Annotated in this window: 19 protein-coding genes and 2 pseudogenes; 5 read left to right on the top strand and 16 right to left on the bottom strand. The window is 55.8% G+C overall.

Annotated elements, in window-relative coordinates; all coding sequences use genetic code 11:
• Window positions 1-30 precede the first annotated feature (30 nt).
• From kdpC to kdpF, 4 genes are all read right to left on the bottom strand, one after another.
• Complete coding sequence (gene kdpC / locus ACA073_RS08455) at window positions 31-576, bottom strand: potassium-transporting ATPase subunit KdpC (RefSeq protein WP_497402880.1); 546 nt, start codon at window positions 574-576, stop codon at window positions 31-33.
• A gap of 199 nt (window positions 577-775) precedes the next feature.
• Complete coding sequence (gene kdpB, locus ACA073_RS08450) at window positions 776-2,833, bottom strand: potassium-transporting ATPase subunit KdpB (protein WP_497402879.1); 2,058 nt, start codon at window positions 2,831-2,833, stop codon at window positions 776-778.
• 10 nt (window positions 2,834-2,843) lie between these two features.
• Window positions 2,844-4,538 carry a potassium-transporting ATPase subunit KdpA gene (gene kdpA / locus ACA073_RS08445; RefSeq protein ID WP_497402878.1) on the bottom strand — a complete coding sequence of 565 codons (1,695 nt, stop codon included), beginning with the start codon at window positions 4,536-4,538 and terminating at the stop codon, window positions 2,844-2,846.
• An 8-nt stretch (window positions 4,539-4,546) separates the two neighbouring features.
• Window positions 4,547-4,636 (bottom strand): K(+)-transporting ATPase subunit F, encoded by a 90-nt coding sequence (kdpF, locus tag ACA073_RS08440; RefSeq protein WP_007899818.1) that lies wholly within the window; start codon window positions 4,634-4,636, stop codon window positions 4,547-4,549.
• Between the two features lie 396 nt (window positions 4,637-5,032).
• Between kdpF and eat the strand changes: the two genes are divergently transcribed.
• Complete coding sequence (eat, locus tag ACA073_RS08435) at window positions 5,033-6,397, top strand: ethanolamine permease (protein WP_497402877.1); 1,365 nt, start codon at window positions 5,033-5,035, stop codon at window positions 6,395-6,397.
• A gap of 125 nt (window positions 6,398-6,522) precedes the next feature.
• Window positions 6,523-6,690: a DUF2897 family protein gene (locus tag ACA073_RS08430; protein WP_010461642.1), complete on the top strand. Its 168-nt coding sequence runs from the start codon at window positions 6,523-6,525 to the stop codon at window positions 6,688-6,690.
• 142 nt (window positions 6,691-6,832) lie between these two features.
• Here ACA073_RS08430 and ACA073_RS08425 read toward each other — a convergent pair whose 3' ends face one another.
• Together ACA073_RS08425 and ACA073_RS08420 are read right to left on the bottom strand one after the other, a co-directional pair.
• Window positions 6,833-7,684, bottom strand: a complete 852-nt coding sequence (locus ACA073_RS08425; protein ID WP_497402876.1) for an urea carboxylase-associated family protein — start codon at window positions 7,682-7,684, stop codon at window positions 6,833-6,835.
• A 15-nt stretch (window positions 7,685-7,699) separates the two neighbouring features.
• Complete coding sequence (locus tag ACA073_RS08420) at window positions 7,700-8,353, bottom strand: GntR family transcriptional regulator (RefSeq protein WP_497402875.1); 654 nt, start codon at window positions 8,351-8,353, stop codon at window positions 7,700-7,702.
• A 176-nt stretch (window positions 8,354-8,529) separates the two neighbouring features.
• Here ACA073_RS08420 and ACA073_RS08415 point away from each other — a divergent pair, with 176 nt between their 5' ends.
• On the top strand, window positions 8,530-9,087 hold the full coding sequence (locus ACA073_RS08415; RefSeq protein ID WP_497402874.1) for a TetR/AcrR family transcriptional regulator: 558 nt from the start codon (window positions 8,530-8,532) through the stop codon (window positions 9,085-9,087).
• On the opposite strand, the gene fabF is transcribed toward ACA073_RS08415, so the two are convergent.
• Together fabF and ACA073_RS08405 are read right to left on the bottom strand one after the other, a co-directional pair.
• The gene (gene fabF / locus ACA073_RS08410; RefSeq protein ID WP_497402873.1) at window positions 9,084-10,358 is read right to left on the bottom strand and encodes a beta-ketoacyl-ACP synthase II; all 1,275 of its coding nucleotides are present in this window, start codon (window positions 10,356-10,358) and stop codon (window positions 9,084-9,086) included. The genes ACA073_RS08415 and fabF overlap by 4 nt on opposite strands.
• Before the next feature lie 32 nt (window positions 10,359-10,390).
• Complete coding sequence (locus tag ACA073_RS08405) at window positions 10,391-11,185, bottom strand: SDR family NAD(P)-dependent oxidoreductase (protein WP_497402872.1); 795 nt, start codon at window positions 11,183-11,185, stop codon at window positions 10,391-10,393.
• Between the two features lie 492 nt (window positions 11,186-11,677).
• Between ACA073_RS08405 and ACA073_RS08400 the strand changes: the two genes are divergently transcribed.
• On the top strand, window positions 11,678-12,940 hold the full coding sequence (locus ACA073_RS08400; RefSeq protein WP_497402871.1) for a Wzz/FepE/Etk N-terminal domain-containing protein: 1,263 nt from the start codon (window positions 11,678-11,680) through the stop codon (window positions 12,938-12,940).
• Window positions 12,941-13,006: 66 nt separating this feature from the next.
• Here the strand turns inward: ACA073_RS08400 and ACA073_RS08395 are convergent, their stop codons facing one another.
• Complete coding sequence (locus ACA073_RS08395; RefSeq protein ID WP_497402870.1) at window positions 13,007-13,342, bottom strand: ComEA family DNA-binding protein; 336 nt, start codon at window positions 13,340-13,342, stop codon at window positions 13,007-13,009.
• Between the two features lie 149 nt (window positions 13,343-13,491).
• Between ACA073_RS08395 and ACA073_RS08390 the strand changes: the two are divergent.
• Window positions 13,492-13,672 (top strand): annotated as a pseudogene (locus ACA073_RS08390) (IS66 family transposase); the annotation flags it as partial.
• A 15-nt stretch (window positions 13,673-13,687) separates the two neighbouring features.
• Here ACA073_RS08390 and ACA073_RS08385 read toward each other — a convergent pair.
• From ACA073_RS08385 to ACA073_RS08355, 7 genes and pseudogenes are all read right to left on the bottom strand, one after another.
• Window positions 13,688-13,846: pseudogene (locus tag ACA073_RS08385) on the bottom strand (AAA family ATPase); the annotation flags it as partial.
• 20 nt (window positions 13,847-13,866) lie between these two features.
• The gene (locus tag ACA073_RS08380; RefSeq protein ID WP_497402869.1) at window positions 13,867-14,598 is read right to left on the bottom strand and encodes a metallophosphoesterase; all 732 of its coding nucleotides are present in this window, start codon (window positions 14,596-14,598) and stop codon (window positions 13,867-13,869) included.
• Window positions 14,599-14,673: 75 nt separating this feature from the next.
• Entirely contained in the window at window positions 14,674-16,668 is a 1,995-nt protein-coding gene (locus ACA073_RS08375) for a polysaccharide biosynthesis protein (protein WP_497404017.1), read from the bottom strand.
• 117 nt (window positions 16,669-16,785) lie between these two features.
• Window positions 16,786-17,802 carry an MraY family glycosyltransferase gene (locus ACA073_RS08370; protein ID WP_497402868.1) on the bottom strand — a complete coding sequence of 339 codons (1,017 nt, stop codon included), beginning with the start codon at window positions 17,800-17,802 and terminating at the stop codon, window positions 16,786-16,788.
• A gap of 55 nt (window positions 17,803-17,857) precedes the next feature.
• Complete coding sequence (locus ACA073_RS08365) at window positions 17,858-18,796, bottom strand: NAD-dependent epimerase/dehydratase family protein (RefSeq protein ID WP_497404015.1); 939 nt, start codon at window positions 18,794-18,796, stop codon at window positions 17,858-17,860.
• Window positions 18,797-18,816: 20 nt separating this feature from the next.
• On the bottom strand, window positions 18,817-19,566 hold the full coding sequence (locus ACA073_RS08360) for a glycosyltransferase family 2 protein (protein ID WP_497402867.1): 750 nt from the start codon (window positions 19,564-19,566) through the stop codon (window positions 18,817-18,819).
• Window positions 19,567-19,575: 9 nt separating this feature from the next.
• Complete coding sequence (locus ACA073_RS08355; protein ID WP_497402866.1) at window positions 19,576-20,985, bottom strand: mannose-1-phosphate guanylyltransferase/mannose-6-phosphate isomerase; 1,410 nt, start codon at window positions 20,983-20,985, stop codon at window positions 19,576-19,578.
• Between the last annotated feature and the right edge of the window lie 129 nt (window positions 20,986-21,114).

Raw genomic sequence — 21,114 nt, 5'->3', positions numbered from 1 at the left:
GGCTTGCTCGCGAATGGCCGCGCCACCGAATTACAGCTTTTCCAGCGCCATATTCAGCGCCAGCACATTAACCACCGGCGGTCCTACCAACGGCTGCTCGATGTGCGCATTCATCAATTGCTGAAGCGTAGACACCGGCACATTCCGCGCCGCTGCAACTCGCGCCAGTTGATAGGCAATCGCGGCCGGTGGCAAGTGCGGATCGAGGCCACTGCCGGAGGTGGTGACCAGCGCCAATGGCACTGGGCCCTGCCCCGGCACCAGCAGTTTATTGGCATCGTCGATCACCCGAGTGGCCAGCGCCGGGTTGCTCGGCGAAAGGTTACTGGCGCTGCTCGACACCGTGGCGAAAGCACCGGCGGATGGCCGTGGATGGAACCAGGCGTCGCCGACGAAATCCTGGGCAATCAGCGACGATCCACGGACCTTGCCGTCGGCATCATGTACGAGGCTGCCGTTGGCTTGATCCGGGAACGCGACCTGGGCAACGCCGGTGACCACCAGGGGGTAAGCAACGCCGGTGATCAAGGTCATCAGGACCAGCAGGCTCAGGGCCGGACGTATCATTGTGGACATTTCAAAATCCTCGAATCAGTGAGAGGCACACACATCACCTGTGGCGAGGGAGCTTGCTCCCGCTCGGCTGCGCAGCAGTCGTAAAACCGGTCAATGCGGTGTGCCTGAATAAACACAGTGCCCAGGGTGGGGCTGCTTCGCAGCCCAGCGGGAGCAAGCTCCCTCGCCACAAAAGCAGCCTCCACCCGCCCATCAACAATCAAACCAGATGCAACGCCGTCAACAGCATGTCGATCGCCTTGATGCCCACAAACGGCACCAGAATCCCGCCCAATCCATAGATCAGCAGATTGCGACGCAGCAACGCCGCCGCACTCGCTGCCTGCACCCGCACGCCGCGCAATGCCAGAGGAATCAGCACCACAATGATCAAGGCGTTGAACACGATCGCCGACAGAATCGCGCTCTGCGGACTGCTCAAATGCATCACGTTGAGCACACCCAGTTGCGGGTAGATCGAGGCGAACAGCGCTGGCAGGATCGCGAAGTATTTGGCCACGTCGTTGGCGATGGAAAAGGTCGTCAGCGCACCGCGGGTCACCAGCAATTCCTTGCCGATCTGCACCACGTCCAGCAACTTGGTCGGATCGCTATCGAGGTCGACCATGTTCGCCGCCTCGCGCGCCGCCTGGGTGCCGTCGTTCATCGCCATGCCGACGTCTGCCTGGGCCAGGGCCGGGGCGTCGTTGGCGCCGTCGCCGCACATCGCGACCAGACGACCGTCGTTCTGCTCGTGACGAATACGCGCCAGTTTTTTCTCCGGTGTGGCTTCGGCCAGCACGTCGTCGACGCCCGCTTCGGCCGCAATGGCTGCTGCGGTCAGCGGGTTGTCGCCGGTCACCATGACGGTGCGGATGCCCAACTTGCGCAGCTCGGCAAAACGTTCGCGGATGCCGGGCTTGACCACGTCCTTGAGGTGAATCGCACCGAGCAGTTTGCCGTCGGCGCAGACCAGCAACGGCGTACCGCCGCTTTGGGCAATCTTGTCGATTTCACGGGACAGGGTGGGTGCGAGATCAGCGCGTTTCAGGCCGACGAACGCCAGCAACGAATCCACTGCGCCCTTGCGGTACACACGCCCTTGGTAGTCAACACCGGACAGGCGAGTCTCGGCACTGAACGGCACGGCAGTCAGCAGTTCGGTGCTTGGCTCTGGCTGCGGATGCAGACCGCGCAAGTACTCGACGATGGACTTGCCTTCCGCCGTGTCATCGGCCAGCGAGGCGAACAGCGCGCCTTCGGCCAGTTCCTTGGCATTCACACCTGGCGCGGCATACACCGCAGTGCAGCGACGGTTACCGAAAGTGATGGTGCCGGTCTTGTCCAGCAGCAGGACATGCACGTCCCCCGCCGCTTCCACGGCGCGGCCCGATTTGGCGATCACGTTCAGGCGCACCAGACGGTCCATACCGGCGATACCGATGGCCGAGAGCAAACCGCCGATGGTGGTCGGAATCAGCGTGACCAATAGCGCCACCAGGAACACCAGCGGCAGGCTGCCGTTGGCGAAGTGGGCGAACGGTTGCAGGGTGACGACCACCAGCAGGAAGATCAGCGTCAGGCCGATCAGCAGGATGTCGAGCGCCACTTCGTTCGGGGTCTTCTGGCGTTTGGCGCCTTCGACCAGCGCGATCATGCGGTCGAGGGTCGACTCACCGGGGTTGGCGGTGATGCGCACCAGCAGCCAGTCGGAGACCAGGCGGGTGTTGCCGGTGACGGCCGAACGGTCGCCGCCGGATTCGCGGATCACCGGCGCGGATTCACCGGTAATCGCCGCTTCGTTGACCGCCGCGATGCCTTCGATGACTTCGCCGTCACCGGGGATCATTTCCCCGGCTTCGACACGCACCACATCGCCCTTGCGCAGGCTGGTGGCCGGCACCACTTGAAAGGCGCCGTTGCTGGTTTTGCGCCGGGCGCTCAAGCCTTCGCTACCGGCCTTGAGGCTGTCGGCGCGGGCCTTGCCGCGACCTTCGGCCAAGGCTTCGGCGAAGTTGGCAAAGAGCACGGTGAACCACAGCCACAGCGCGATTTGCGCGGCGACGAAGGTTGGCACGGCGCTATCGGGAATGAAGCACAACACGGTGGTCAGCACGGCGGTCAGTTCGACCACCAGCATCACCGGCGCACGCTGCAATTGCCGTGGGTCGAGCTTGACGAAGGCTTGCACCAGCGCCGGACGCCACAGGGCCGAGATCGCTGTTTTCGGTTGTTCCGGCGCCTTGACGGTGGCGGTTTTAGTTACGGGCATATTCATCATCTAGTCCTCAGAAGCCCATGCTCAAATGTTCAGCAATAGGACCCAGCGCCAGCGTCGGCAGGAAGGTCAAACCACCCACCAGCAAAATGGTCACGGTCAACAGGGTCACGAACAACGGACCGTGGGTCGGGAAGCTGTTCTGGCCAATCGGTGCGGTTTTCTTCATGGCCAGGCTACCGGCCAGAGCCAGCACCGGAAGGATGTAACCGAAGCGACCGATCAACATGCCAAGGCCGAGCATCAGGTTGTGGAACGCGGTGTTGGCACCGAAGCCGCCGAACGCCGAACCGTTGTTGGCACTGGCCGAGGTGTAGGCGTAAAGCAACTGACTGAAACCGTGAGCGCCAGGGTTGCTCACCGCCGCGACCGGACCCGGCAGGCTCGCGGCAATCGCGCCAAGCACCAGCACGCCGATCGGCATCACCAGCAAGGTCACTACCAGCAGTTGCACTTCCTTGGCTTGCAGTTTCTTGCCGAGGTATTCCGGCGTGCGCCCGATCATCAGGCCGGCGAGGAACACCGCGATCAGCACGTTGAGCAACATGCCGTAGAGCCCGGCACCGACGCCGCCGAAGATCACTTCGCCGACCATCATGTTGACCATCGCGACCATGCCGGTCAGCGGATTGAGGCTGTCGTGCATGGCGTTGATCGAACCGTTGGAGGCGGCGGTGGTCGTCACCGACCACAACACCGTGGCCGTGGTGCCGAAACGCGCTTCCTTGCCTTCCAGCGGCGCGGTCTGTTCGACGGCGACGTTGTTCAGGGCAGGGTTCGGTTGGTATTCAGCCCACAGCGAGGTGGCGCCGCCGATCAGGAACAGCGCGAACATGCAGGCCACAATCGCCCGGCTCTGACGCAGATCCTTCACGTAGTGGCCGAAGGTGAACACCAGCGCGACCGGGATCAGGATGATCGAAGCCAACTCGAACAGGTTGGTCCACGCCGTCGGGTTCTCGAACGGGTGCGCCGAGTTGACGCCGAAGAAGCCGCCGCCGTTGGTGCCCAATTGCTTGATCGCAATCTGGCTGGCGGCCGGGCCGAGCGGGATCACCTGATCGACGCCCTGCATGGTCACGGCATTCACGTAGTGCGCGAAGGTTTGTGGCACGCCCTGCCAGACCAGATACAGCGCCAGCAGCAGGCACAGCGGCAGCAGGCCGTAAAGGGTGGCGCGGGTCATGTCGACCCAGAAGTTGCCCAGAGTCCTGGTCGATTTGCGACCGATACCGCGACACAGCGCAACCAGCACAGCGAGGCCAGTGGCGGCGCTGACGAAGTTCTGCACGGTGAGGCCGGCCATCTGACTCAGGTAGCTCAGCGATGCTTCACCGCTGTAGGCCTGCCAGTTGGTGTTGGTCATGAAGCTGATGGCCGTGTTGAAGGCCAGCGTCCACTCCTGACCCGGCAGGTTTTGCGGGTTCAGCGGCAGGTGGTCCTGGAACAACAGGATCACAAACAACAGCAGGAAGCCCGCAAGGTTGAAAGCCAGCAACGCCAGGGTGTATTTCTGCCAGCTCTGTTCGGCCTGCGGATCGACGCCGGCCACCCGATAACAGCCACTCTCCACGGGTCCCAGGATCGGTGTCAGCCAGGTGCGCTGACCTTCCATGACCTTGTAGTAGAAGCGCCCGAGAAACGGTGCCGGAATCAGCACCACGGCGAAGAAGGCCAGGATCAGCCAATAGTCATAACTGTGCATAGTCCCTCCTAGTTCCGATCCGCGCGCAACAGCGCAACCAACAGATAAATGAACAGCCCCACTGCCAGCAGCAGTGACACCCCATCCAGAACGCTCATGGAAGTTCTCCGTGTTACGGCGTATTGCCGCGTGTGGAGTCATTGTCGGAAGGAAGGCTGTAAAGGAACGAGATCGAGGGGTGCGGCAGGGCATAAAAAAAGCGTAAAGAGTGGGTTTATGGCTTTGTTACAGCCAAGTTATGCGGCGTTTGTTCTGGCCTCTTCGCGAGCAAGCCCGCTCCCACAGGGTACGCATTCCAAATGTGGGAGCGGGCTTGCTCGCGAAGGCGGCATAACAGGCAACAATGCCCCCAACTGATGCATAAAACCCATACATCCAACGCCGAACATCCCCGATACGACACCTTTTTACGCTTTACGACGGCCATCGCAACACTGGCACGCCCACTGCACACGCCCTCCCCCGAGCTTTCCAAACCGTTCAGGGAGCAAACGATGAACACACAACTCAAACCCACGCTGGGCACACTGCACCTGTGGGGTATCGCGGTCGGGCTAGTCATTTCCGGTGAGTATTTCGGCTGGAGTTACGGCTGGGGCGTGGCAGGCACACTCGGTTTCCTGGTGACGTCCTTCATGGTCGCCACCATGTACACCTGCTTCATCTTCAGTTTCACCGAGCTGACCACCGCCATTCCCCACGCGGGCGGTCCCTTTGCCTACAGCCGCCGCGCCTTTGGCGAGAAAGGAGGATTGATCGCCGGGTTGGCGACGCTGATCGAATTCGTTTTCGCCCCACCGGCCATCGCGCTGGCGATCGGCGCCTACCTGAACGTGCAGTTTCCGGCTCTCGACCCGAAACACGCAGCGGTCGGCGCCTACATCGTGTTCATGGGCCTGAACATTCTTGGGGTGAAACTGGCGGCGACCTTCGAGCTGGTGGTCTGCGTCCTGGCAGTCGCCGAGTTGCTGGTGTTCATGGGCGTGGTGGCGCCGGCGTTCAGCCTCAGCAGTTTCGCGCTGAACGGCTGGGCCGGTTCTGATGTATTCGGGGCGCCGGCGATCGCCGGAATGTTCGCGGCGATTCCGTTCGCAATCTGGTTCTTCCTCGCTATCGAAGGCGCCGCCATGGCGGCCGAAGAAGCCAAGGATCCGAAACGCACGATCCCCAAGGCGTACATCAGCGGCATTCTGACCCTGGTGTTATTGGCGATGGGTGTGATGTTCCTTGCTGGCGGCGTCGGCGACTGGCGCACCCTGTCGAACATCAACGACCCGCTGCCACAAGCGATGAAAACCGTGGTCGGCGAAAGCTCTGGCTGGTTGCACATGCTGGTGTGGATCGGCCTGTTCGGCCTGGTGGCGAGTTTCCACGGAATCATCCTCGGCTACTCGCGGCAGTTCTTCGCCCTCGCCCGTGCCGGTTATCTGCCGGCGTCGCTGGCCAAACTCTCGCGCTTCCAGACGCCACACCGGGCCATCATCGCCGGCGGTGTCATCGGCATCGCCGCGATCTACAGCGACGGCTTGATCAACCTGGGCGGCATGACGCTGACGGCGGCAATGATCACCATGGCGGTGTTCGGCGCCATCGTGATGTACATCATGAGCATGCTCAGCCTGTTCAAACTGCGTAAAACCGAACCGAACCTGGAGCGTACGTTCCGCGCGCCGTGCTACCCGTTGGTGCCGTTCATTGCATTGTTGCTGGCGGTGGTATGCCTGGTGGCAATGGCCTGGTTCAACGCGCTGATCGGGTTGATTTTTCTCGGCTTCATGGCGGCGGGTTTCGTGTACTTCATGCTGACTGCGCAACTGCGTGCCGATGCGCCGGCGGATGCGATGCTGACCGGGCTCTAAACAGTCGCCGTGCTGCGCGCATATCAGGCATAGAATGGAACCACTGCGAAATTGATTCGCTCAAAGTGGTATGCACGATCGGTTGGCGAAACCCGTCAACCGGCCTGCCCTCAAGGAGAGCCCCTATGCCCTGGTATGCCTGGTTGATTCTGGTCGTTGCAATCGGTTCGATCGTGGGCGGTTTGATGATGTTGCGCGACACCGCCAACAAAGTTGAACTGACCGAAGAGCAACGTAAGCGCGTCGCTGAACGCAACGCGGAAGCGGATGCCAAGGATGCGCAGGACCGCTAGATCAAAAACCCCGCTGTTATGAGCGGGGTTTGTTTTTGTAGGAGCGAGCTTGCTCGCGATGCACCTGAGGGCGCCGCGTTTGGTCAGGAAGCGCGCGTTATCGTTAACGTTCTTCGCGAGCGAGCTCCATAAGGGCATGGGTTTATTTCTCCCATTCGGCCTTGGCAATGTGCAAGCCATGCAGCCCTTTGTAGGCCGCACGTTCCGGCTGGCTCCAGCCTTCAAGCAACGAATCCTCCAACGTGTAAATCTCCACCCCTAACGGGCGACACACGCTAAGCGGGTCCTGCGCATCCGGCCCCCACATGGCCAGCGACAGATCACCGCCCGGACAGGTCGACAGCGCGCACAACAAGTCAATCTCGGCAAAGAACTCCAGGTAATCGCCCTTCTGCGCCGGACAGGCTTTCATGAAGTACATGTCGTCGTGGTTGAGGCCCGTGCACTGGAAAATGTTCAGCACGTCATGCACGTCGAATTCGGTCAGGCCATGGGGCAACACGGCGCGCGTCAGGTTGGAGTGGCAGTGATGATGGAAGTCTTCGCCGGTGAGCATTTTGTTCACATAGGGATCGCAGCGAGTGCCGAGCAAATCGTGCAGGCGACCGCCATGTTCGTCGATGCCGTAACCGGCCAGGCTGTCATCGGTGATCGTCACCAGCGGGCGTAAAAAAGGCAGGTTCGACCAGAGCCGGTCATGGGTGCTGACGTGCGCGCCCTGCAACTGCCGGGTTCGCGCCGCCCACAAGCGTTCACGCGGATCGTTGGCATTCCAGACGTTGAAATCTCCCACTTGCGGACCCACCGGCGTGGTCACGCGAAACACGTGCCCGGCCGGAACTTTCCAGGCGCGGCCGGTGCGGATCGGCACTTCGAACTGCTCGATCAGCGTGCGCCCCTCCTTCGTATCCCGGATCTTTTCGTAGAAGGCTTTATCCACCTGCAAGGCCGAGCCTTTGCTGACTTGATAAGCCGCCGGATAGTCTTTGTACATGGCACAAATCCTCGATCAGTGATGGGAGTTTGGGGCAAGCATTTGCAACAGGAACTGTTCGGAGTCGTCGAGATAAAGGCTCATGGCATCTTCGGCGGCGCGCTTGTCGCCTTCGGCGAGCAGCTCATGGATCTGCCGGTCGCGCGCCAGCCAGGGCGCCTGAAACCTTGATTCATCGGGAGCGGTGCAAAACACCAGGCGCAGTTGCGCGACGACATTGGTGAAGAACTCATCGAACAACGGACTGCGCAGCAACCCGACGATGTGTTGATGAAACGCCAGACTGTGAGTGCCGACGGCGCGCCAGTCCTCGCGCTCACGGGCCAGCTCGGTGGCTTCCAGCGCTTCCAGCATCCGGTCGGACTGATAGTTGCGCAATGGCTGACTCGCGCTGATGGCTTGCAATTCGAGGGTGCGACGCACGTTGAACAGGTCACGCACATCCTCCGCTCCCAGCCTGCGCACCATCACGCCTTTATTGCGCACATAACGGGTCAGACCTTCCTGCCCCAAACGATGCAAGGCTTCGCGAATCGTGTTGCGGGAAGCGTTGTAGGCCGAGACCAGATCGTTTTCCACCAACGCCATGCCGGGGAGCAAGCGGCCGCCAATGATGTCGGCACGCAACTCCAATGTGATGTGATCGGCCAGAGACAGTCCGCTGTTCATACTCATCGCCTCCTGATTGTTCAACAATCGTCAGCGAATGAGTAATCACTATCCGTGCCAGCTCATTCAATGAGCCATGACGGCGTTGGACGCATCTGCATGCTTTTTAGAAGTTGAAGTACAGTCACCATCCCATTTTCATTGGTTAAGATGGCGCATTGTTGCGGAGATTCAAGATGCGTTACACGCAGGACCATAAAGCCCAGACCCATCAACGCATCATCAAGGAAGCTTCAGCGCGATTTCGCCGCGACGGTATTGGCGCGACCGGCCTGCAACCTCTGATGAAAGCGCTGGGTTTGACTCACGGTGGCTTCTACTCGCATTTCAAATCCAAGGATGAACTGGTAGAAAAAGCCCTGCAGGCTGCTGGCGAGCAATGCGACGTTGTCTGCGCCGAGCTGTTCGCCCAGGAGCACCCGCTGGAGGCGTTCATCGACACCTATTTGTCCGACTGGCACCAGACTTCGCCCGATGAAGGGTGTCCGCTGCCAACCATGTCATCGGAGCTCGGCTTGCGTGGACAGCCAAGTCCGACTTCGGATGTGGTGCTCAACGCGAGGCTCGAACAAATACAAGGCACACTTGAAGGCGAGGACGCCGCCGACCAGAGCATTTTCATCATGTCTGCGCTGGTCGGGGCGTTGATGCTGTCGCGCAGTGTCGAAAGCCCCGAGCTGGCTCAGCGGATTCTCGACGTCACACGCGAATTTCTCAAACAACCCCGGGATTAACCCTGCCAGCGTTTGAACAATACACTGGCGTTGACCCCGCCAAAGCCGAAGCCGTTGGACAGCGCGTATTCGATGGCCATCGGTCGCGCCTTGCCGTGAACGATATCCACACCTTGTGTGGCCGGGTCCGGGTTATCGAAATTGAGAGTGGCCGGCACAACCTGATCGCGAATCGCCAACAGGGTGAAGATCGCCTCGATCCCGCCCGCTGCGCCGAGCAAATGCCCGGTAGCCGATTTGGTCGAGGTCACTGCAATCCGGTTTTCCGTGCCAAACAACGACTTGATCGCCGCCAGCTCCCCCAGATCGCCGACCGGTGTTGAGGTGGCGTGAGCGTTGAGATGTTGTACCTGCGCCGGTGAAATACCCGCCTGAGCCAACGCCAGTGACATCGCCCGTCGCGCACCACTGCCATCCTCGGGGCCAGCGGTCAGGTGATAGGCGTCGGCACTGGTGCCGTAACCGACCAGTTCCGCCAGCGGTTGCGCGCCACGAGCCAGAGCATGTTCCAGGGATTCGATCACCAGAAGACCTGCGCCCTCGCCCATGACGAAGCCATCGCGATCACGGTCGAACGGGCGCGAAGCACGTTCCGGGGTGTCGTTGAACCCGCTGGACAAGGCGCGAGCAGCGGCGAACCCGGCGAGGCTGACGCGATCGATCGCCGCTTCCGCTCCGCCACACACCGCAATATCCGCCTCGCCGCTCCGAATCAGCCGCGCCGCATCGCCAATCGCCTGAACCCCGGCCGCACACGCCGTTACCGGAGCACCCAGAGGACCCTTGAAACCATGCTGGATCGACACATGGCCTGCGGCCAGGTTGACCAGAAAAGAAGGAATGGTGAATGGCGACAAACGCCGTGGGCCACGACTGTCCGTGGTGCGCACCGCATCGGCAATCGCGCCGAAACCGCCGACGCCGGAGCCGATGATGGTGGCCGTGCGCTCCTGAGCATCAGCGGTTTGCGCCTGCCAACCGGCTTGCTCGAGCGCCTGGCGCGCCGCTTCCATGGCGAACAATATGAAGCGGTCCATCTTCTTCTGTTCTTTGGGTGGCGTGGCCCGGTCCGGATCAAAACCCGCCTCGGCGTCATCGGCCAGCGTCGGCACTGCACCGCCGACCTTGGCCGGCAGATCGGCCACTACTTCGTCCGGCAAATTGCGCAAACCGGAACGTCCGGACAACAGACGCGCCCAGACCGCTTCGACACCACTACCCAGCGGCGACACCAGCCCCATGCCCGTTACAACCACTCGACGATTACTCATACCGCAATGTCCTCATGCCGATTCCTGGTGTGTTATTTGTAACGCGCAGCGGCTTTGCTTTTGGAAAGGTTTGGCGCCATCACGTGTCGCGCCGCCACAAAGGCATCCCAGTCGGCTGCCTCCGGTAACGAAGGAATAGTAACCAGCTCGCCCTGGTCCAGACCCGAAAGTGCTGCATCAACCATTTCATCCGCTTCCATCACCATCTCCGCGGGTATCTGGCTGGCGTCGATACCGGAGCGCTCCCAGATTTCGGTGCGTGTTACGCCAGGCAACACGGCTTGTACTTTGACACCGGTGCCATTGAGCTCGGCGTTCAATGACTGAGTCAGGCTTAACACATAAGCCTTACTGGCGCTGTACGTTGCGTTGAAGCGCTCGGGAAATAGCGCCACCACCGAGGCGATGTTGATGATCGTACCCCGACCAGCCTTGGCAAAACTGGCGGCCGCCGCCGATGCCAAGCGCGTGACCGTTGTCACATTGAGTTGAATCAATCGCTCCAACTGCTCCATATCGGCGTTGGCCAGCAAGCCATCCGCAGCGACACCGGCGTTGTTCAGCAACAGGCTGATACTCGAATCGCTGCGAAGGCGCTGTTCAAGCTTCAGGACCTCATCCTTTTGCGTCAGATCCGCCTTGAGCACCTCGACCTGAACGCCGTGCTCGGCGCGCAGCTTGGTCGCTGCGGCTTCCAGACGTTGCTCGTCACGAGCGACCAGCACCAAATCAAAACCGCGTGCAGCCAACCGTTCGGCGTAAACAGCGCCGATGCCAGCTGAAGCCCCGGTGACGAGGGCTGTGCCTTGGGTTTGTACGGAATTCATGACAGTGCTCCTGGGATGGTTGGAATAACCTGTACGCCCGACGCCTGCGGATCGTGAGGTGAACATAGATTATAGGCACAATTTAATTTAAATATTATATGCGTAATTTTCTATTCCGATAAATGGCGAATTCCTCATCGTTCTTACCGCGGCCAATCAACATCCATCCTTCGCGATGCCCACCTCTTGTAGGCCAACCTGCACCCAAAAAACTCTCCGAATGAGCATAGTCGACGCGTGCACTCGAGAACGTTTTAACGTGAGTTTTGCTACACAAGGTTAGAGGTAATGCTTGTGTCATAAAAATGGCAACCCTAGGGGTCTGAGATTTTAACGGAGGTGTCTATCGCAAGAGATTAAAACCCTTCCTATCTTGCAGTGGGTCGCTCAATGCGCAAAAATGAAAATGTAAGTCGATGTATATCTCAACCAAATAGTACGACTATTCTCCAGGCACGTTTGGATACAGTGCCTATCACGTTTGAGCGAGCAATGAATACTCCAGCCAACATAATGCATGACCATAGACTCGACGTAATTGAAATAAGGGAAATAGTAAAAAGCATCTGGAAGCAGCGAGCTGTCGTTCTACTGTTTACTGGTATTGGATTTGCTGCTGCGCTTACCTATGCATCGCTTGTCACACCAGAATATGAAATCAGCACATCCATCAGGCCAGTAGGATTTACTGATCTCGATGAGCTCAATGAGTCCGGTCTCTACAAAATAAGTCCTCTGGAAGCGTTACAGCGAATCGGCTCCGCCATGGAGTCTTATGATGTCAGATTGAAGTTTTTCACGGCTTACCCGCAATATCTGGAGCCAGTCCGTGCACCGGGCAGTTCGATAGAGAAGGCGTTTGAGTCGCTTAACAGTGCTTTGTCCATAACGCAGAATGACTCAAAAAAGAACGTACGCCTTTCAGATTCCATTGATCTGACTTTAAGATATCCGAAGGATATTGATGGTGTGGGTATCGTGAATGACTTCACAACGTTTGTGGTCTCAAGTGAAAAAGATAAAATCGAATCCAACCTGAAGACCTTGATTGCCAACCGGATCGACAGAATAGAGAAAAATTTCGACTCCCAGAAAGCGGCCTATGAAGCTAATACGAGCGCAGACATAGCTCGCCTTCTTGAGAAGGATGAAATCAAAAAGCAGAGGCTTCAAGACGAACTGAAAGCATTGCGCCAGCAACTGCAAACCCGAAAGCAAAACCGTATCAAGGAACTTGATGAGGCTATAGGGATTGCAAAACAACTCGGTATTACAAAACCTTCCACCCCCTCCTCATTAGCCGAAGTGGGTAGTAATCGAGAAGGCAACACGGTTCGTACCGAAGTTAATAACCAGCAAATTCCGCTTTATTTCATGGGACAGTTAGCTCTTGAAGCGGAACGCTCAACTTTAGTTTCTCGTCGCTCGGATGATTTCACCGAGCCACGCATTGATCAAATTCAGAAAGAGCTCAGCCTTCTGGCTACCAACCGCGAGGCGGGCGCTCTGAAAGAGCGTGAAAATCAAGAATTGTTTGTCAAAGGCTTTGTGGATAGCCGTGCAGATCTCGCACGATTGAAAAGTTTGACAATCAATTTTGATCAACTTGAGTTGGTACGTATTGACAAACCTGCGGCTGAACCTCAGTCACCTGTTAAGCCAAGGAAAACCCTAATCGCCGGGCTCGGTCTTTTACTTGGTCTATCTCTAGGCGTTGCGCTAGCTTTGAGTCGACGTGCTTTTCGATTGCTGTAAAGGGTACCTGGATATTCTATCCGATAGAAGGCCGGCAAATGCCGGCCCCCTATCACGCCATGTTGCTTAGTTCGCTTCAATTTTCTCGCGATTTTTATCCAATATTGCCTTCCCGATCCCTTTTACTTCCAACAACTCGTCTATCGATGCGAAAGGTCCATTGCTATCTCGATAAGCAACAATAGCCTTGGCTTTCGCCTCCCCCACTCCCGCCAACTCACGCTGCAGAGTCGGAGCGTCGGCCTGGTTCAAATCGACTTTGTCAGATTGGATCTTAGGTGCAGCCTCCATGGTATGTGGTGCATTGCTGACCTCGGGCTTGACCGTTGGGGCAGCAATTGCGGCAATAGAGGTGCTGGTGAGCAGGGCAAAAACCAGAGAGTTGAAGTAGCCAGTACGCATAGATGAAGCTCCATGACATCGATTGGGAAACAGCTTTTCCGAAGCTGTAACCCAAATTTAGACAATGTCTTGAAACTGTCAAAAATGTGTCTGTTGCAGGATGTGAAACAATCGTAAGCGCTCCATGAACCCACATTCAAAGCCAGTGTTTGTTCGGACGCAAGTCCGGACAATCGGCTGATCCGGCAACGCCGCAATTGACCCTTTTCAATGAAGCGGAGAGCGTCGCCGAGCCCCTCGCCGAAGCAGCAGAGAAAGAGGTCGTTGCGCCAACCAAGCGGCAAACGCAAGCCTCTGCCCGCCGATCTACCGCGCATCGAGATCATCCACTAACTTCCCGAGCATGATGTCTTCCAGGCAGGCGTTATGGCGCTGTCGTGCGTCTTTGAGGCGAGTGGCCCGGCGAGCGTCTTCACGCTCGGTTAGCTCGCGGTCGACCATCAGGCCGAGGCGTTCGTCGAAGCTGAGATCGTTGATGTCCGGTGTTGCATGTTGTTCAATTAATTATTTTCAAACTACAGTGATCAGGCCATGGTGGTCACTGAGCCGGTGTCTAGTTCAAGGATACTTAGCGCTCCATCCGAAAAGGAACATCCAGTGTCCATGTAAACAGTATTCCCAAGACGCGTAATCGTGGGGACCGTCGTATGACCAACGTATAGAGTTTCTATTCCGTTGGTGATCGCATCGTCTCGATTGTCAAATTTCATTCGAGCGTACAAGGCCAAATTTTTAGCCGCATGAAGGGCATCTTGACCACGTTGGCCTGTGAGAGCAGCCATGCCTTGCTGCCAGTCATCACTGGCATTCAACAGCGGTGCTTCGGCGTGGATGATGCCCACCCTATTCCCGTTCGACAGCTCCAATTCCATGGCCAAAGGAAGCTCTCGTAATGCAGTAGCGATACTTGCCTGTGCCGTAGCCGACAGAGAGTAAAACCATGCACCGCCATTTCGAGAGTGCCTCGGGATATCTCCATCACCGTCTGTGCAATCAATAATCATTTGTTCGTGGTTACCACGTACGCTATGAAACCAGCGCTTTGTTAACCATCCAACAACCTGTTGGGACTGCGCACCACGATCAATGACATCACCGACTGCGTACAATCGATCACTATTGTAATCAAACCGGACACGTGTCATGAGAGCATGTAGTAGATCAAAATGACCATGGATATCGCCTACTACGAAATCACGACCCGTTTTATTGGCCACAAATGAATGAACAATGCCTGGTCTATCAAAATCGCGCATAAGAGCCGCTAAAAGAAGTATGAATGACGATTACCCATCATGATGAGTACATCAAAATGGTGCCTGCTGTGTTTATCAAGGCTCCAGGCGGCGCTGCTGGTATATCCAGTCGACAATCTCTCCGTCCGGCGCATAGCCGCTGACAGTACCGCGCAGCAATTGCCGGACACGGGTATAGTCGTCCTGGTCAACGGCTACCAGCAATTCGGCAAGCTTGGCCTTGAGAACATCCCATGGCAAATAATCTTCGTTTGCACTCATAATCATTGGATGTCGGGTCGCAACGACGTTATCGCCAATCAGCAACTCTTCATAGAGCTTTTCGCCAGGGCGTAAACCGGTAAATTCGATGGCAATATCGCCTTGCAGATTTTTGTCCGAACGCACGCTCAAACCCGACAGATGAATCATCTTTTCAGCCAGCTCGATGATTTTGACCGGCTCGCCCATGTCCAGAACATAAACATCGCCTCCCAAACCGATTGACCCGGCCTGAATAACCAACTGGGCGGCTTCGGGGATGGTCATAAAATAGCGGGTGATCTTTGGATGCGTGACCGTCAACGGCCCACCGGACTTGATCTGCTTATGAAACAGCGGAATTACCGATCCGGAAGAACCCAGGACGTTTCCAAAACGCACCATGGTGAAACGGGTTTTATTGACTCGGGACACGTTGGAACTGTCACCGAACAAAACCGGTGCCAGTTCCCCACTCAACGCTTGCAAGATCAACTCTGCCAATCGTTTGGTACTGCCCATTACATTCGTCGGGCGCACAGCCTTGTCCGTAGATATCAATACAAAGTTCGCCACCCCCGCCTGCAAAGCCGCTTGGGCAGTATTGAGCGTACCGATCACATTGTTCAGAACACCTTCAGCAATATTGTGCTCGACCATGGGCACGTGTTTGTACGCTGCGGCGTGGTACACCGTGTCAACGTGCCAAGTCCTCATGACATCTAGAAGTTTCGTCTGGTTGCGCACCGATCCCAGAATCGGCAGTAGTTGAATAGACAACGATTCTCTGTGAATACGTGCCTCAAGTTCCGATAAAATCGAGTAGAGGTTGAACTCACTGTGGTCGAACAAAAGCAGCGAAGTTGGTTTGAGCGCAATGATCTGCCGACACAGCTCCGAACCTATGGACCCCCCTGCGCCCGTCACCAATACATTTTGCCCGGTTATGCAATGGGCGAGCAGATCGGCCTGGGCCGGAACTGTATCGCGTCCCAGCAAATCGGCAATATCCACTTCTTGAATGTCATCGACTTTCACACGCCCGCTCGCGAGATCCATAAAACCCGGGACACTGCGGACATGTAGCGGAAAACGCTCAAGAAAACCCAGAATTTCTCGACGGCGGCCACGGTTTGATGAGGGAATCGCAAGTAAAATTTCTTCGGCCCCCGTAGCATCGATCATCTGCTGAATACCTTCAGGCTTGTAGACCTGCAACCCTGAAATGACGCGATCAGCAATACTGCTGTCGTCATCGATAAACGCCACAGGACGCATCACTCGCCCCATGCGTAACGCCGCAACCAGTTGATTGCCGGCTGCACCTGCGCCATAGATGGCTACCCGGGGAAGCCCATTGTCACGATTGTAAAAAGGCACGTGCAGAGTGGTGGCAAACCAATCCCCAAGAAAATACTGACGCATGATCAACCGCAAACCACCGAGCATGATCAAACTCAACCACCAGTAATTGAGTACGATCGAACGCGGTACGACTACAGTGTGATTGCCGTACCAGAATACGACCAAAGCAAGCAGCAGCGAGGATAGACTGACTGCTTTAGAAATCGTAATCAGTGCATCGGTGCCAAAATAACGCATGACGGCGCGATACATACCGAAACGGATGAAAATCGGAATCGCAACTATCGGTGCGGAAATAAAAAGCCATGGATGCGTTTCAATTGGGCCGGCAGCGTCCTCGATGCCCAGACGGACCAGAAAAGCCAACCATAGGGCAAGCCAGATCAAGACAACGTCGGTGACTACCTGCAGAGCACGTTTGAAACGTCTAGGTAAACCCAACATGCTTTCTCTCAACTTCTCCATAAACCCTCTTCGCACCTCAGCCGCTCCTAAGACATGTTCCGTTTCCAGAGTGTACAGCAGCGCCACGCTGCGCTCGATAAAACAACCTTCGAAAACGGCTCTATGCCACCGTTCTCGTCAGCACTTCTCAAGCTCTCCGGCATGGAATCTGGCTGCCAACAAAACCAGGGGTAGATAAGCCAGGATCAAACCCGACAAGCCATCCAACTTCCACCAAGCCACACATAGTGCAAGCGGTAACAGCCACAGTAGATTGATAACCAGCACGGCGAGAGTCACCGGAAGATGCCTCCCGTACAAACGAGACGCAAATTGGTAAGCATGGCTGCGATGGGCTTCATAGACTTTGTCGCCTCGCAACAAACGCCTTCCCAACGTAAATGTTGCGTCTACGATAAAAACACCTAGCAGAATCAACCAGGCCCAGAGAAGCGTCGGATCCGCCCAGGCAGCTTGTACGGAGAGGATCGCGAGGATCAAGCCGAGAAAACCACTTCCTGCATCACCCATGAAAATCCTGGCGGGTGGAAAGTTCCAGTAGAGGAAACCCATGACCGCCATGGCCAACAACATAGGGGCGATCATCAGCCCTTCATTTCCTGTCAACCAATAGATAAAGCAGGCACCAAGGCACGTGCAAACCGCCTCGACGCTCGCAATTCCATCAATGCCATCCATGAAGTTATAGAGGTTGAGCATCCAGACAAGATAAAAAATGGCCAAGATATTCCCCAGCCAGCCCATCTCAAGACTCAAACCAAACACGACTATAGTCGGTAGGCCACCTAACCAATACAAAGCCCAACACGCCCCAGCAAAATGCCCCAACAACCTCCAACGCGCCGCTATATGCCCATGGTCATCGAGAAAACCGAGAATCGCCACGCCTCCCCCCGCACCCAACATGGCGCACGTAGCCGACCAAGGCAGCCCGCCGAAAAACGCCAATACCGGTAACGCCAACAGAAAACTCAGAACAATTGCGACACCACCACCTCGAGGCGTAGGCACCGTATGAGAACTGCGAGCGTTGGGGATATCGATGATGCTTCGAGCAAGTGCGTATCGACGCAATGCTCCGGTCAGTAAAAGCGACAGTAGAGCAACGAGAGGTATTAGCATCCAAGGAGACATTGAACGAATGTAGTCCATTAAGGTGAGGAGGAAGAAAAACTAACCTGTTGAGTCGTCAGCGGTGCTGCGCAGAAACGTAATCCTGCCCAGCTTTGAATAAGGCATCTGCAGGAGCTAGGCGAGGCATCCACGCCAACAGGTTGCGCGCTTTAGCGGAATCTATGGCAAGAGAGCCGCAAAGTTGATGGTAGGCAGTATTCCTGCCCAGTAAAGCCGCCCCTCCACGCAATGCGAAATCAGGGACCGAAAAAAGCCGAGCCTTGCGCCCCATCCCCTCGGCCAAATACCGAATGATTTGCGGCGTCGAAACATCAATGCCATCAGACGCAAGAAAAGTCTGGTTGGCAGCGTTAGGGTGTTCTATGCACAGAGCGATCAGATCGATCAGATTTTCCAGCGCAATCATACTTCGCTGATTGTTCACCCCGCCAAAGGGTAGCGGTATTCCGCTCGCAACCAGCTTCAGCAAGAGTTGAAAATTTCCTGGTGCATGCCCCGCATAAACCAACGGTGGGCGAATAATAACAAGTTCCATGCCACTGGCGTCCGCAACACCTCGCAATCGCCTCTCCGCCTCCATTTTCGATAACGCATAATCCGCGTGAGGGATCAATGGAGAGAGTTCGTTTAACGGTGCCCCTTCAGTTACTGCACCGTGGACCCCAATTGAGCTGATGAAAACAAATCGTTTCACGCCGGCATCAGACGCCTGTTGCGCAAGATTGAAAGTTCCCTCGACGTTGACTTGTCTGAAGGCCCCCAAGGGATCGCCTGTAGCATCATTCAATTTATGAGCACGACCGGCAACATGCACAATACAATCGACGCCCGGTAAGGCACCGGACCAACGGGTTTCAGCTGAAAGATCACCCACAACGACAGCCGAGGAACCGTCAAACAACGTCTGGGGCGACCGAGAGGTCGCCACCACCGAGTACGCAGAACTGAGCTCCCTATGCAATCTACGTCCCACAAACCCTGTACTACCCGTCATTAAAATCCGATTCATTGGCTTCATCGCTTTAAATAGCTGGCCAGTTTGAATGGGACTTTCATTGCAACCAATAAGATATTCGTGTAGATGCCATTTTCTTTACAGGCTCTTACTATTTCCAGATTTTGATGAACGCGCCACCAAAACCCCGTGGTGCTGATTCCACCTTCGCGCATTTTCACCATGACGGCCGGGTACCTGATCATTTTTACGCCCCGCGAAAAAAAACGCGCCATCAATTCAAAGTCAGCTGAAACACGATAGCCCAACTTGTAACTACCCAACGCCTCGAACAATTGCCGACGTGCGTAAAAAGTCGGATGAGGAATCATAAAGCCAAAACGAATCTTCCAAGGGGTAAAACTAGCCGACGAATACTTGCGAGTTACAATATCGGTTTGTTCACGCTGTACGAAAACCAAATCCGCATACGAAGCATCTGCGTGGGGATTATTTTGCAGGTACGTCACCAAATCCTTAACAGTATTGACACCAGCAAATATATCATCGGAATTCAAAATACCAACAAAATCACCAGTTGCCGCCATGACACCCTTATTCATGGCATCATAGATACCTTTATCGGGCTCGCTTATGACTTTGGAAATGCGATCTCCGAACTGGGATATGATGTCGAGGGTGTTATCTTTGGATGCACCATCAACAACAATATACTCAATATTTTGATAGCTCTGCGACAAAACCGACTCAATAGTATCGCGAATGGTTTCAGCACTGTTATAGCAAACTGTAATAATAGAAATTTTCAATGCTAACACCTAGCTGCGACCATACTTGTCTTCGAAGCGAACGATATCATCTTCACCCAAATACGTGCCTGATTGAACTTCAATGAGTTCTAGCGGAATAATGCCGGGGTTTTCCAACGCATGAATCTGGCCTATTGGTATATAGGTAGACTGATTCTCTGTTACGAGATAGCTTTTGTCCCCGTTTGTGACACGTGCAGTGCCACTGACGACAATCCAGTGTTCCGCACGGTGATGATGCATCTGTACAGATAACTTGGCACCCGGATTGACGGTGATTCGCTTGACCTGGTAACGAAGGCCATTATCAATCGAATCATAAACGCCCCAAGGGCGATACACCTCACGATGATTCGTATGTTCGTGACGCTTACGGTTTTTTAATTGATCGACGATTTTTTTTACATCTTGCACACGGTCTTTATGAGCAACCAGCACAGCATCCTTTGTTTCGACGATAACCAGATCATCAATCCCCACCGTCGCCACCAATCGATGGGTCGCATGCAGGTAGCTATTGTTCGTGCGCTCAATAAGCACATCGCCTCTGAGCACATTGCCTTCACCATCCTTGCTGCCGGCCTCCCATAGCGCTGACCAAGAGCCAATGTCGCTCCATCCCGCATCAAGGGGAACAACGACGGCATCTGCCGTATGTTCCATGACTGCATAATCTATGGAGTTTTCCGGGCAGGCCGCGAACGCCTCAGCGTCGACGCGAGTGAAATGCATGTCCTGTTGAATATTTGCAAAAGAGGTGCGACAGGCAGTCATGATGTCTGGAGCAAACTGCTCCAGCTCTTGTAAGTAACGACTGGCACGAAACATAAACATGCCACTGTTCCAGTAATACCGACCACTGCTCAGGTAGCTTTGCGCAGTTTCCAGGTCGGGCTTTTCCACGAAACGGGATACAACGAACCCCCCATGAGCAAGTTCCGCCCCTTTCTCCAGATAACCATAGCCAGTTTCCGGATGAGTGGGGACGATGCCAAAAGTAACCAGCTTCCCTGCCCCGGCCAACTCATATGCATTGCGGATACTGGCGTGAAAAGCTTGTACATCGTGAATAAGATGATCGGCTGCAAGCACCAACAAGATCGGGTCTTCTCCTGCTGCCGTAGCGTGCATTGCCGCCAGGGCAATCGCCGGCGCAGTGTTACGCCCTACAGGCTCAAGCAAAATACAGGCCTCATCCATTTCTAGCTGGCGCAATTGTTCCGCCGCAAGAAAACGATGCTGTTCGTTGCAGATCAACAAAGGCAAGCTACAGCCCAGCCCCTCCAAACGCTTGATCGTCGCCTGCAGCATCGATTGCTCGGCATCGACCAAGGGCAAAAATTGCTTGGGATTGAGCTGGCGGGACAGGGGCCAGAGACGGGAGCCCACGCCGCCCGCCATGATTACCGGAAGTAACATCAAAAATCGTCCTTTGACTTTTACTAGATCAATACGAACAGATACGAGCTAATAGTCTCATGAACGCAGGTTGAAGGCTTGCAGACATCGTCCGAACAGGTGCTTTTCCCAAAATACTCATTCCTTTGT

It is taken from the genome of Pseudomonas sp. LBUM1670 (genome assembly GCF_059695695.1).
Note: the sequence above shows the minus strand (reverse complement) of the source record. Positions and strands in the feature narration are given on the sequence as shown.